The following is a 12,826-nucleotide window of genomic DNA, read 5'->3' on the forward strand; positions in this document are numbered from 1 at the left end:
GACCGTGTGTCGGCCTTCTTTTTTGCGCGTCTGGCCACCTGTTCTGATTGTCCCGTGCCCCGATTGTGATGGGCATGGATGGGAAAACAACGCCTTGCCCTGTTGACACCATGGTGTCCTGTGCGGTCTGTTGCTGGAAAAACAACCGGAAAACAAATCCAGCCAGAAGGAACCAAGTGGTGACCCCCGTAGACATGAATGAGCATCTTGTGCTCGACCATCTCGAAGTCGGATTCGATATTCCGGCCCGCCCCGGCATGAAGGAAGCCGACATCCAGACCCCGTGTCTTGTCCTCGATCTCGATGCCCTTGAGAGCAATATCCGCAAGATGGGCGATTACATCAAGGCCCATGGCATGCGCCATCGCCTGCATGGCAAGATGCACAAGTCGCTGGATGTGGCAAAGCTTCAGATGGAGCTTGGCGGCGCCTGTGGCGTCTGCTGCCAGAAGGTTTCAGAGGCTGAGGTCTTCGCCCGTGGAGGTATCGCGGATGTGATGGTATCCAACCAAGTGCGCGACCCGCACAAGATCGATCGTCTTGCCTGCCTGCCCAAGCTTGGAGCCCGCACCCTCGTCTGTGTCGATGCACTGGACAATGTGGCGGAGTTGTCAGAGGCTGCCCGCCGCCATGAAACCGAGATCGAGTGCCTTGTCGAGATCGATTGCGGTGCCAATCGCTGCGGTGTGACCGAGGCGTCGGACGTGGTGGCCTTGGCAAGCGCCATCGACCGGGCGCATGGGCTGCGCTTTGCCGGTCTTCAGGCCTATCAGGGCGCAATGCAGCATCTGCGCAGCTATGACGAGCGCAAGGCCAAGGTCGATGTGGCGGTGGCAATGGTCAAGGATTGTCTGGCGGCGCTGGAAGAAGCGGGTCTGTCCTGTGATATCGTTGGCGGCGGTGGCACCGGATCCTACTATTTTGAATCCACCTCCGGCGTCTACAATGAGCTGCAATGCGGCTCCTATGCCTTCATGGATGCCGACTACGGGCTCAACCTTGATGAACAGGGTCGGCGCATTGATGATGGCGAGTGGCAGAATGCGCTGTTCCTGCTGACCTCGGTGATGAGCCACGTCAAGGCTGATCGGGCGATTGTCGACGCCGGTCTCAAGGTGCAGTCGGTCGACAGCGGCCTGCCAGTGGTGCATGGCCGGACGGATGTTACCTATCTGGAATGTTCCGACGAGCATGGCACCATCGCCGATCCGAACGGCGTACTCCGGATCAACGAGAAGTTGCGTCTTGTTCCCGGCCATTGCGATCCGACCTGCAACATCCACGACTGGTATGTGGGCATACGCAATGGCGTGGTCGAAACCCTCTGGCCGGTGTCGGCCCGCGGCAAGGCTTACTAATCCGGACTAGTTGGGCAGCATGCCTTGCGGCTTGCTGTCCTTGCCAAGCCAGCGCTTGACCGTGTTGCGGTCGATCGAGAGCCGCTGCGCCGTTCTGGTTATGTTGCAATTCTCCTGCTTGAAGATCTGGTTCACCTTGGCGGCGATCATGTCGTCGAGGGTTGCGCCCTCAAGCATGGCCGCTTCTGGTGCCGCAGACGCCCGCCCCATCTGATGCAGCTCGCTGGAGAGCAGCGGCATGTCGAAATCATGCAGACTCTGCAAGGTGGCAAATTTCTCGGCGCAATTCTCCAGCTCGCGGACATTGCCTGGCCAGCCATAATGACGCAACTCCTTGAGCAGCTTGCCCGACAGCGGTGGAACGGGAATGGATTGCTGCCGACAGGCTTTTTCAAGAAACTTCGCGAACAGCAGTTCCGGGTCGCCCCTGCGGTCGCGCAGCGGCGGGATCTTGAGGTCCAGAACGTTGAGCCGGTAGAACAGGTCGGCGCGCAGTCGACTGTTCCTGATGGCCTCGACCGGGTTCTTGTTGGTGGCGGCAATGATCCGCACCTTGATCGGAATGAGCTTGTTGTCACCGACCCGCATGATTTCACCCGTCTGCAGCGCGCGCAAAAGCTTGGCCTGCAGGAAGACATCCATCTCTGTCAGTTCATCAAGGAACAGAGTACCTTCGTGGGCCAGCTCGAACAGGCCGATCTTGCCCGAGCGCGACGCGCCGGTGAAGGCGCCTGCCGCGTAGCCGAACAGCTCGCTTTCCAGCAGATTACCGGGCAGGGCGGCGCAGTTGACGGCAACAAACGGCCCGTTCGACAGCGTCCCTGCATTGTGGATCGACTGGGCAAACAGCTCCTTGCCCGTGCCGGTTTCGCCGACGATCATGATGTTGCTGGCGGTGCGGCTATAGAGCTGGGCCATCTCGACCAGCCGCTTCATTTCCTGACAGTGATAGAGAATGTTGTCGAAGGTGTATTTGGCATAGAAACCGCTCTCGCTCAGCTTCTTGCGGATCAGGTTGCCCGCGTCCTGAATCTTCTGCACCGGCTGGAAGAGAATGACCGAAGCATTGTCGGACAGCTTTGCCGAGGAAACCGGAATGTGGTCGAGTGCCAGCTTGTCGTCGTTGCAGGTGACGATCATGTTGCGGGCATGGGTCTTCTTGCGCAGGGCCTTGCTCAGTTCCGGTGTATTGAAAAAGCCTGCGATATTGGCGCCCAGCAGTTCGTCGCGCGGATGGGCCAGAATGGTGCAGCCCTGCTTGTTGATCTCCTCGATCCTGCCTTCGCTGTTGACCAGAACCGCGCCGTCCCGCGTGCAGTCGAGCACCGCCTCCAGCTTCTTTTCGGCCATGAAATAGCGATTGAGATTCTTGTAGACCAGCATTGCCCGTTCGAAGGCATCGACAATGGTTTCCATGCTGGATTCGATCAGATAGGCATTGAGCCCCTTGGATTTGGCCCATTCGAAGGCCACCGCGTCGCCGATGACCACGTCCGGCTTCCACTGCACCAGCATGTCCATCCGCTCCTGAAAGCTCTCCTTCTCGCGCAATTCGAACGACCGGTAATTGCGGGCAAGCGTGGTGCAGATCGGCGTCACCATGTTGATCAGCGGCGCAAAACCGACGATACCAACCCGGCTTTGCTCCGTCGTTTCCTTGAAGACAAAGGCGAGGGTGCGCTGGACAGAGGCCTCCACCTCGATCACCTCCACATTGAGCGCCTTGCGGATCATTCGCGCCGTACCTCCCCGGCTGATGATGATCTTTGCGCCTTCATCAAGCGCCCGCTTGGCAGCCTTCACGCCCTGATGCAGGTCGCCCAGATAGGCTTTTGCCGGATAATTGGATGTATCGATAATGCTCTGCGCCTTGAGCCTGATCTGCTCGAAAGGCGCGATAAACGCGATAACCATGACCTGATCTCCCCCTCTGGTCGAACGGAAGTATGCGGGTCAAATGGCAGAATTGCAACGAAGTGCTGATGCGATACGCATCAACAATTAGTGCAAAACAGCGCAATCGCTTTTTAGACGAAAATCGCATCTCTCAAAAATAATATTTATAATTCAATAGCTTAATTCGGTGGCACGCGAATTGCAAAATTTCCGTTAAGGCGCATCAAGAACGTCATTGCTTTTACGAAGTTGAAATGAGAGGAGACAACTGAATGAAAAAGGATCTTTTCAAAGTCCTTGTGCTCGGGCTTGCAGTGCTCGGGCTGACACCGCTGCAAAGCGGTCAGGCATCGGCCGAAGGCGGTCAGGTGCTGAACATTGCCCACCCCGTTTTGCAGCAGAACTGGTCGCCCCTTCAGGGAGGAGGACATTCGGCCCGCTGGCAATCACTGAGCTGGGCTGCCCCAATGTATTTCGACAAGGACGGCAAGCTGACCCCTTACGTTCTGTCCAGCGTCGAGTCTGATGACAGCTATGTCAACTGGACCCTGCACGTCAATCCGGATGCCGTATGGTCTGATGGCTCCAAGATTACCGCCAAGGATGTGGTCGGCACCTGGAATCTGTCCGCTCGCCCGGCAACCAAGCATGCGCGCGTCAACCTGTTCCTGGGCGGTGTTGACGGCTTCAACGATGTTGTTGTCGGCAAGGCCAAGGACATGACCGGCCTGACGATCACCGATGACGCGACCATTGCCGTCAAGCTCGCAAGCGCCGACCCGATCTTCGATCAGAAAATCGCAACAGCCCTGATCGCACCGGTCAAGATTTCCCAGGCTGAAGATGAAAGCGGCAACGAAAAGGCCGACTGGTGGATGCCTCAGAATGGCGTGGTTGTTTCCGGACCGTTCATGCCTGAAACCATGGACCTCGACCAGGGCATTCTGACCCTTGTCCCGAACCCCAACTTCTTCGGCCCGAAGCCGAAGCTGGAAAAAATCGTCCTGACCACCGTGGCTGACGCCAGCACCGCAACCCTGATGCTGAAACGCGGCACGATGGATGCCCACACCGAGCTCATCACGCCAACCATCATTCAGGATCTTGGCGCCGACTTCCTCGGTGGCCCGGCTCTGGCCAAGGGCCAGCAGTTCTGGATCAACGCCAAGAAACCTCCGATGGATGACATCAATGTCCGCAAGGCACTGATCATGTCCATCAATCCGGAAGAACTTGCCCTTGCAGCCTTCCCTGATGGCCCGTTCACCGTCGCCAGCCAGATCCTCAACAAGGTTCCTGGCGTCGACCCGGACTTCAAGAAATATCCTTATGATCCGGAAGGTGCCAAGGCCGCCCTTGCTGCATCCAAATACAAGGATGCCGGCCGCCTGCCGAAAATCATGTTCGTCGGTATTTCCACCCCGACCCATGAAGCTGCTGCCCAGTATATCGCTGAACAGTGGCGCAAGATCCTTGGCATTCAGGGCATCGAAATGAAACCTGCCATCGAAACCTATTCCGGCCCGGACCAGAAGAGCGTTCAGATCTTCCGTGACGACGTCGGTACCCGTGTTCCCGATGCGGTTTCCTACCTGATGGGCTCGATCTATTCGAAGTCCGGTAACGCCCGCAACAAGCTGGGTGGTTACGAAAACGCCAAGATTGATGCCATGCTCGAAGAAGCATCCGTCAAGGGTGTGAAAGATCCGGACCGCATCAAGCTTGCACAGGAAGCACAGCGTCTCTTCCGTGAAGACTGGGTCTACATTCCTTACTACTACGACGTGATGTCGAAATGGGCCATGCCTTGGGTCCAGAATTTCGACAAGAACGATGACTGGCAAGTCATCGAACCCTGGAATGTGACCATCGACGAAGCAAAACGTCCGTAAAGGACGGCGAACCTGGGCGGGTTGTGGTGGTCTCACTTCCCGTCCTCTTTTCCCGAATTTGCAAGGATGACTTGATATGGGACGCTACATCTTATTCCGACTACTGAAGTGGATTCCCTCGGTATTTATTCTTCTTCTGTTGATCTACGCTCTCGTGTTCTTTGGAGCCGGCGATCCGATCAAGCTTATCTTCCTGCAGGCTCCGGGCGACGTGGCCTATGATCCGGACAGAGTGGAAGCCATCAGGGATGCCGCAGGGCTCAACCGACCCTTCCTGGTTCAGTTCATCGACTATCTTGGTAATATCGCGCACGGCAATTTCGGCAACTCGCTGGTGTCCGGTCGCTCCGTCAACTCGATGATCAGTGCAGCGCTGCCGGTGACCCTCAAGATTGGTCTCACCGCGATTTTCCTGCTCTCCATCATCGGCATCATTCTCGGTGTGATCGCCGCGCTCAACCAGAACAAGCTGCTGGACAACCTCATCGTCGGTTTCGCCCTGATCGTCTGGGGCATTCCGGTGTTCGTTGCCGGTCCGTTGATCATCGTCTTTCTGGTGCTCGTCATGGACATGGATGTGCCCTATGGCTGGAGTGGCCTGTTCAGTTTCAAAGTGATCGTCCCCCTACTGGTTCTCGGACTGAACCCCATGGCCCTGATCATTCGCCAGGCGCGCGCCGGTGTGCTTGAAGTGCTCAGCGAAGATTATGTGCGCACCGCCCGTGCCAAGGGCATTCCGAACTATCAGGTCGTGGTCAAGCATATCATGCGGCCGGTGCTGACCCCCGTTGTCAGCCAGATCGGCCTTCTGGTGATTGCCACGCTCAACAACTCCATTCTCATCGAAAAGGTCTTCGGATTGCCCGGCCTTGGCCGCCTGACCGAAACGGCGATCAAGACATCGGATTATCCGGTCATCCTTGCCATCGTGCTGATCTTCTCGACGGTGGTCATGGCCTCCAACCTGCTGGTCGACATTTCCTATCCGATGCTCGATCCCCGCGCTGCAGCCAAAAAGACAGGAGACGAATAATGACGGACAATACGCTTGAGCTGCAACAGGAAGAGAAACAGTTCAGTCTGGCCAAGGATGCCTTTGACCGGCTGATCGCCAACAAGCTGGCTCTGGTCGGCATGTTGCTGGTGGTGTTCCTGTTCTTCATCGCCATCTTCGGCCCCTACATCACGCCATACGATTTCCTCTCGCAGGATCTCATGGCGCGCAATCAGGCGCCGTCCTGGGCGCACTGGTTCGGCACTGACGACCTTGGCCGCGACATCATGAGCCGCGTCATCTATGGTGCCCGGACGGCGGTGATCGTCGCCTTTTCGACCACCTTTCTCAGCCTGATCATCGGCATCTTCATGGGCTCGCTCGGTGGCTATTTCGGCGGCAAGGTCGACGGTTTCATCGTCTGGCTCATCGACATCACCATGTCGGTGCCATCACTGCTGCTGGTGATCGTCATCAACGTCTCCATGAAACCGCGGCTTGTGAACTGGATGGATGAACAGTTCCTGCTGACGGGCAACGAATTCTATCGCAACACCATTCTGGTCGACTTCGTGCTGGTGTTCGGCTCGCTGGCTCTCATCAAATGGCCAAAGGCTGCCCGCATCATTCGCGGCCAGATCATGTCGGTGCGCAACAAGAACTATGTTCTGGCTGCCGAAGCCATCGGCGTTCCAACCACCAAGATCGTCATGAAATATGTCATTCCCAACTCCATCGGCCCGATCATCGTCTATATCAGCGCTGCTCTCGGCGAGGCCATGGTATTTGAATCGTCCTTCTCGTTCCTCGGTGTCGGCGTGCGTCCTCCAATCCCCAGCTGGGGCAACATGATCTCGGACGGACTGCGTGTCTGGCAGCTCTATCCGCACATTCTCGCAGCGCCTGCCGCAGTGCTCGCTCTGGTCACCATCGCCTTCAGTTTCCTTGGCGACGGCCTCAACGATGCACTCAACCCACGGCAATGGAAATAGCGACACAACGAACAGCTAAAGGGAGGGCGCTTTGACCAAACTTTTGGAAGTGAAAAACCTGCACACGCGCTTCAAGGTGCGCAATGGTTATCTTTATGCCGTGAACGGTGTTTCCTTTACCCTCGACAAGGGGGAAATGCTCGGGGTGGTCGGCGAATCCGGATGCGGCAAGAGCGTGTCCATGATGAGCCTCATCAGGCTGCTACCACCCGCGGCCCAGATCACTGAAGGTGAGGTGCTGCTGGAAGGCCAGGATCTGGCCAAGGCCAGTGCCAGCGAGATCAACACCGTGCGCGGCTCCAAGGTCGGGATGATCTTTCAGGATCCCATGACCTCGCTCAATCCGTTCATGAAGATCGGTGCGCAGCTCTGCGAAGGCATCATGTATCACAAGAAGATGAGCCGGGCAGAGGCCATGAAACAGGCCGCCAAATATCTGGATCTGGTGGGTATTTCCAACAGCGAACATCGCTTGCACGAATATCCCCATCAGCTCTCGGGCGGCATGCGTCAGCGCGTGATGATTGCCATGGCGCTGCTCGGGGAGCCGGAACTGGTGATCGCCGACGAGCCGACAACGGCGCTGGACGTGACCATTCAGGCCCAGATCGTGGAACTGGTCAAGGAACTGCGTGAAAAGCTAAACATGTCGATCATCTGGATCACCCACGACCTCAGCCTGCTGGCCGGCATGGTGGATCGCATCATGGTGATGTATGGCGGCAGCGTGGTGGAAGAGGCCCCGATCGACGAGATCTACAAAAACCCGCGCCACCCTTATACCATTGGTCTGCTCAAGTCGATTCCGAGCATCAACACCGTGGCAGGTAGCCGGTTGCCATCCATTGCCGGAGCACCGCCAAACCTGTTCGTGGAGCCGCAAAGCTGTCCGTTCGCGCCCCGTTGCGCCTACCGTCAGGAGCGCTGCACCAGGGAGATCCCACCTCTTGAGCCGGTGGCCGACGATAGTGCCCATCCCAAACACCGCATAGCCTGTTGGGTCGATGTCACCAAGGTGAATGCAGAGCCAAAAGAGGGGAGCGTGCTATGACTGTCGCTGCCAAGCAACCATTGGTCAAGGTGAAGAACCTCGTCAAATATTTTCCCATCAAGATCGGCGCTTTCGGAAGTGAGAAGGCGGTGGTGCATGCGATTGATGATGTCAGTTTCGATATCTTCAAGGGTGAAACCCTGGGGCTCGTAGGGGAGTCCGGATGCGGCAAATCGACAACTGGCTACACCATTCTGCAGATCTACCGCTCCACGTCCGGAAGCGTCGAGTTTGAAGGGGTTGATCTTGCAAGCCTCTCGAAGAGTGAGCTGCGCGCCATGCGCAAGAAGGCGCAGATCGTCTTTCAGGACCCCTATTCAACCCTCAACCCGCGCATGACCATCGGCGAAGCGCTGGCCGAGCCGATGAAGGTCCACAAGATCTATCCGGAAAAGGAAATCCCCGGCAGGATCGCCCAGCTCATCCGCGATGTGGGGCTCAATCCCAACGTGGCCAACCGCTATCCACATGAATTCTCCGGTGGTCAGCGCCAGAGGATCTGCATTGCCCGGGCGCTTGCCTGCAATCCCGAGTTCATCGTCTGCGATGAACCGATCTCGGCGCTCGACGTGTCGATTCAGGCCCAGATCATCAACCTGCTGATGGACATTCAGGACAAATACAATCTGACCTATCTGTTCATCGCCCATGACCTGGCCGTGGTCCGCCACATCAGCGACCGGATCGCCGTCATGTATCTGGGCAAGATCATGGAGATTGCCGACAAGGCGGAACTGTTCCGGCGGCCGATGCATCCCTATACCAAGGCCCTGCTTTCGGCGGTACCGGAAGCCGATCCGGACGTTGAGCGCCAGCGCAAGCGGGTGATCCTCAAGGGCGATGTTTCCAACGCCATCGATCCGCCGAGCGGCTGCCGGTTCCACCATCGTTGCGCCTATGCGACGGACGCCTGCGCCCAGTCGGTGCCGGAGCTTGAGGACCACGGTGAAGGTCATCAGGTCGCCTGCCTGCGCCTTGACGAGATTGCCCTGGAAGAGACGTTGGAGCCCGCCGAAGCCTGACGCGGCTCCATCAAGGGACCCAATCGCAAGATGATCGCACGGACGGAGGCCGCCATTCTTTCGCCCGTGCCCGAGATCCGTTTATGCCTTTTCGCCATCGCCTCAGGTGGCGGCAATCAAGTAGCCAGCCAGGTGAAACCATGAAAATTGTTGAAAGCAGAGCCATCCCGACCCCTTGCCTGAGCAATCATGCCTCCAACCTCATGGAGCTGGAGAATGGCGATCTCCTGTGCACCTGGTTCGGGGGCAGCATGGAAGGCTCGTCGGACATCAGCATCTATCTCTCCCGCTTCGACAAGGCGGCCGGTGCCTGGAGCGAAGCGGTCAAGATGAGCGATGACGAGGATCGCTCCGAGCAGAACCCGGCGCTGTTCCGCCATCCATCCGGTCAGATCTGGCTGCTTTATACTGCCCAGTTGAAGACCGATCAGGGAACGGCGATTGTCCGCATGCGCCGCTCGGACGATGACGGCACAAACTGGGGGCCTATCGAGACGCTGTTCGACCGGGAAGGCACCTTCATCCGCCATCCGCCGGTGGTCAACCCGGATGGCAAGCTGTTGCTGCCGATCTGGTTCTCCAGCATGAAGAACGCCTTTGGTGATGACCGCTCGCTGGTGCAGATCTCCGGGGATGGCGGTGTCAGCTGGGCGCTGCAAGAGGTGCCCCACAGCGAGGGCTGTGTCCATATGAACATCATGCCCAGTTGCCGGGTGGCCTTCTATCGCCGCCGTCGGGCCGACAATATCTTCCGCTCCGTCTCCAGCGACGGCGGTCTCAACTGGTCGGTGCCGGAAGCAACACCGCTGCCCAACAACAACTCCTCCATTCAGGCGCTCGAGTGTTCGGATGGTCGTCTGCTGATCATCTACAATCATATCCGCGCCGCAGGCCGCGACAGCGAAAGCCCGGTGCCACCGTGGGTTCAGGACAAGCAGGCCTTTCTGGCTGAATGCGACGTGACCGAGAACAGTGCCATCTGGGGCGTGCCACGCAATCCGCTGATCATCGCCAGCTCCATGGATCTCGGCAAGAGCTGGACCGAGGAACTGGTGGTCGAGGAAGACGCCCATCTGCTCTCTGCCCATGACAAGAAAGGCGCGTTTCGAGGCGACTATTCCTATCCGTCGATCATCGAGACATCCGATGGCCGGTTGCAGATCAGCTACTCCTATCTGCGCGACTATATCAAGCATGTCACGCTGACACTGTGACGCCGCATGGAGGGAGCTGACGCGGCGGGTATCCGGTCGTGTGAGAGGGAACGGAAAGAAATGTGGGGGGCAATCGTGAAACAGGATCGCAAACTGGCCATCATCGCAGATGACTTCACCGGCGCAGGGGATGCCGGGGTTCATTTCTCCAGCCTGGGCAAGGAGATCAGGTTGCTTCTCGACTTTTCCTCCCTGCATGTCTCGTCCCTGCCTGACGACAGCCTGTTTGATGGCAACATCTCGATCAATTGCGAAACCCGCTTTCTGGCGCCGGACAAGGCTGCCAGCGTTGTAGCCGATGTCATCGCCACCTGCCGAAGCCGGGGTTATGATCGCTTCTACAAGAAGATCGACTCCACCATGCGCGGCAATCCCGGCGCGGAAATCGAGGCGGCCCTGAGGGCAACCGGAAAGGCGGCAGCGCTCATTTGCACGGCCATGCCGGAAACCGGGCGCACCGTTCGCGATGGCAGGATCTATCTTTCGGATATTCCCCTGCATGAAACCGACATCGGCAAGGACCCCTTCCACCCGCTGGCGAGTTCCGACATCGCCGACATGCTCGCGGAACAGACGCGCTTCAAAGCGGCTCGGCTGACCCTGTCCGACATTGCTGCCGGGGATGATGCCCTGATGCAGACCATCAACGCCCATATCGCGGCAGGCTGCCGGATGCTCATTGCCGATGCTTCCGACGATAGTCATCTTTTCGCACTTGCGCGGGCTGCAATGGCGGTGGATTGCCTGCCGGTCGGCGCCGGTGGCTTTGCACGGGCCATGGCCAGCTCTCTGTCTCTGGGGGGAAGCTTCGAGCCCGAGACCGAGAGCCCTCAGCTTGAAGGACCGTTGCTCGCCATTGTCGGCAGCCTTGCAAAATCATCCCAGCGGCAAGCCGATGTGGCGGCCACAGAGGGCGGCTATCGCACATTCTATCTATCGCCGCGTGCCAGCCTTGACGACATCGCCGTGCTCTGCGCCACCGTATGCGAGACGGAAAAGGCGACACCGGACGCGGTTTTGCTGCGCATCGACAACACCGGGGTTACCCCGCGCATCAGCAAGGAGGAGGGCGCGCGCATCGCTGCACTCGTCGGCGAGGCAGCTCTGGCGCTTTGCCGGGCCTATCCTTTCAAGACGGTTTTCAGTACTGGCGGTGAAACGGCAATCGCCGTTGCCAATGCTCTCGGCATTCCGGCGATCGATCTCACCGCCGAACTGTTGCCCGGTGTCGTTCTCGGTGCCTGCTCGTCCGACCGGGTGGGTGTGACCCGGTTCATCTCGAAGGCAGGGGGCTTTGGTGATGATCGGGTTCTTCTGGATATCAAGACCCATCTGATTTCTCACTCCAAGCAAAGACCGACATGATGGAAGATCTCTCGCACATCGCTGTCAGGGCGACCGACAGCACAGAGGAAACCAACAGCGGATCAAGGCAGCTGACGCCCTTTGTTTCTATCGTCACCTGCTTCAATAGGGATGATACGATCAACTACTCTGCCGTACGCAATCAGGTGCGCCGCCAGATCAGTTTTGGCAACAATATTCTGGTAAGTGACACACTGGGGGATTTTACCTGTCTGACCCATGCTGAAAAGGTGCGCCTGTGCGCAGAAGTCGTCGAGGAAGCCGACGGGCGGGTGGAGGTCTGGGCCAATATCGGCATGCCGTCCACCTATCAGGCGATCCTGATCGGGAAGGATATCGCCGAACTCGGCGTTGACGGCATGACGGTTCTGGCGCCCTATTTTGTCGATTGCCCCGATGAGGATGTCGTCCTGCATTACAACAAGGTCGCCGACAGTCTGGAAGTGCCGATCTGTCTTTACAACGCACCCGCGCTCACCATGCGGGCGCTATCGCTCGATGTTGTCCGCACACTCGCGGCGCATGACAATATTGTCGGCATCAAGGACGACGGCGCGGACCGGGAGCGGATGCTCGCCTATCTGGCCTTCGTTCGCAGCCGTCGTGACTTCGCGCTCTACGCTGGTAACGACACCCTGATCCTTGAGGCGCTGATGCATGGTGCCGCAGGCTGCATGTCGGATCTTGGCAACATATTGCCCCGAACACTCAACACCCTGTGCCTGATGTTTGCCAACGGCAGCAACCGGGAAGCCGCCAAATGGCAGGCGCTGTTGGGGGAACTCCATGGGGATCTGTCGTCTCTTGGCAATCTGCCCATGCGGATCAAGCAGTTGCTGTATCTCATGGACAACAGCGTCGGAACCGGCAGACAGCCGAGCCCCAGACCGACCGATGATGAGGAAAAGCGCCTGTCGGCGTTGATCGAGAAATATCAGATCTTCTGATTTGGCTGAAAGTCATTGAGGCTCCGGAGGAAACCCCGGAGCCCAAAGGCTGGTCCCATCTGGTCCAATCGTGTCTCCGTGGGCCAGCCGCAACA

10 protein-coding genes are annotated in these 12,826 nt (G+C 58.1%); 9 read left to right on the forward strand and 1 reads right to left on the reverse strand.

Annotated elements, in window-relative coordinates:
- Positions 1-194 precede the first annotated feature (194 nt).
- Positions 195-1,358, forward strand: a complete 1,164-nt coding sequence (bhcC, locus tag DSL70_RS16375) for a 3-hydroxy-D-aspartate aldolase BhcC (protein WP_119309033.1) — start codon at positions 195-197, stop codon at positions 1,356-1,358.
- A gap of 6 nt (positions 1,359-1,364) precedes the next feature.
- Here the strand turns inward: bhcC and DSL70_RS16380 are convergent, their stop codons facing one another.
- Positions 1,365-3,272 (reverse strand): sigma 54-interacting transcriptional regulator, encoded by a 1,908-nt coding sequence (locus DSL70_RS16380; RefSeq protein ID WP_119309034.1) that lies wholly within the window; start codon positions 3,270-3,272, stop codon positions 1,365-1,367.
- Positions 3,273-3,526: 254 nt separating this feature from the next.
- Here DSL70_RS16380 and DSL70_RS16385 point away from each other — a divergent pair, with 254 nt between their 5' ends.
- The 8 genes from DSL70_RS16385 (at position 3,527) to DSL70_RS16420 (ending at position 12,731) form a co-directional block, all read left to right on the forward strand.
- Positions 3,527-5,146, forward strand: coding sequence for an ABC transporter substrate-binding protein (locus DSL70_RS16385; protein ID WP_119309035.1), 1,620 nt, complete (start codon positions 3,527-3,529; stop codon positions 5,144-5,146).
- Positions 5,147-5,222: 76 nt separating this feature from the next.
- Positions 5,223-6,179: an ABC transporter permease gene (locus DSL70_RS16390; RefSeq protein ID WP_119309036.1), complete on the forward strand. Its 957-nt coding sequence runs from the start codon at positions 5,223-5,225 to the stop codon at positions 6,177-6,179.
- Positions 6,179-7,132 (forward strand): ABC transporter permease, encoded by a 954-nt coding sequence (locus DSL70_RS16395; RefSeq protein WP_119309037.1) that lies wholly within the window; start codon positions 6,179-6,181, stop codon positions 7,130-7,132. Before DSL70_RS16390 ends, DSL70_RS16395 begins: the two co-directional genes overlap by 1 nt.
- 31 nt (positions 7,133-7,163) lie before the next feature.
- The gene (locus tag DSL70_RS16400) at positions 7,164-8,183 is read left to right on the forward strand and encodes an ABC transporter ATP-binding protein (RefSeq protein WP_119309038.1); all 1,020 of its coding nucleotides are present in this window, start codon (positions 7,164-7,166) and stop codon (positions 8,181-8,183) included.
- On the forward strand, positions 8,180-9,205 hold the full coding sequence (locus tag DSL70_RS16405; RefSeq protein ID WP_119309039.1) for an ABC transporter ATP-binding protein: 1,026 nt from the start codon (positions 8,180-8,182) through the stop codon (positions 9,203-9,205). Before DSL70_RS16400 ends, DSL70_RS16405 begins: the two co-directional genes overlap by 4 nt.
- 140 nt (positions 9,206-9,345) lie before the next feature.
- Positions 9,346-10,419 carry a sialidase family protein gene (locus DSL70_RS16410; protein WP_162916803.1) on the forward strand — a complete coding sequence of 358 codons (1,074 nt, stop codon included), beginning with the start codon at positions 9,346-9,348 and terminating at the stop codon, positions 10,417-10,419.
- A 75-nt stretch (positions 10,420-10,494) separates the two neighbouring features.
- The gene (locus tag DSL70_RS16415) at positions 10,495-11,784 is read left to right on the forward strand and encodes a four-carbon acid sugar kinase family protein (RefSeq protein ID WP_162916805.1); all 1,290 of its coding nucleotides are present in this window, start codon (positions 10,495-10,497) and stop codon (positions 11,782-11,784) included.
- Positions 11,781-12,731, forward strand: coding sequence for a dihydrodipicolinate synthase family protein (locus DSL70_RS16420; protein ID WP_119309042.1), 951 nt, complete (start codon positions 11,781-11,783; stop codon positions 12,729-12,731). The genes DSL70_RS16415 and DSL70_RS16420 overlap by 4 nt, the downstream gene beginning before the upstream one ends.
- Positions 12,732-12,826: the final 95 nt, after the last annotated feature.

The sequence above is a fragment of the Cohaesibacter haloalkalitolerans genome, from assembly GCF_003574655.1.
Classification (GTDB): Bacteria; Pseudomonadota; Alphaproteobacteria; order Rhizobiales; family Cohaesibacteraceae; genus Cohaesibacter; species Cohaesibacter haloalkalitolerans.

Excerpts from the sequence above, each read along its gene's own strand:
- DSL70_RS16405 (WP_119309039.1), top strand. The coding sequence starts at position 8,180 with ATGACTGTCGCTGCCAAGCAACCATTGGTCAAGGTGAAGAACCTCGTC.
- DSL70_RS16395 (WP_119309037.1), top strand. The coding sequence starts at position 6,179 with ATGACGGACAATACGCTTGAGCTGCAACAGGAAGAGAAACAGTTCAGT.
- DSL70_RS16385 (WP_119309035.1), top strand. The coding sequence starts at position 3,527 with ATGAAAAAGGATCTTTTCAAAGTCCTTGTGCTCGGGCTTGCAGTGCTC.
- bhcC (WP_119309033.1), top strand. The coding sequence starts at position 195 with ATGAATGAGCATCTTGTGCTCGACCATCTCGAAGTCGGATTCGATATT.
- DSL70_RS16390 (WP_119309036.1), top strand. The coding sequence starts at position 5,223 with ATGGGACGCTACATCTTATTCCGACTACTGAAGTGGATTCCCTCGGTA.
- DSL70_RS16380 (WP_119309034.1), bottom strand. The coding sequence starts at position 3,272 with ATGGTTATCGCGTTTATCGCGCCTTTCGAGCAGATCAGGCTCAAGGCG.
- DSL70_RS16420 (WP_119309042.1), top strand. The coding sequence starts at position 11,781 with ATGATGGAAGATCTCTCGCACATCGCTGTCAGGGCGACCGACAGCACA.
- DSL70_RS16410 (WP_162916803.1), top strand. The coding sequence starts at position 9,346 with ATGAAAATTGTTGAAAGCAGAGCCATCCCGACCCCTTGCCTGAGCAAT.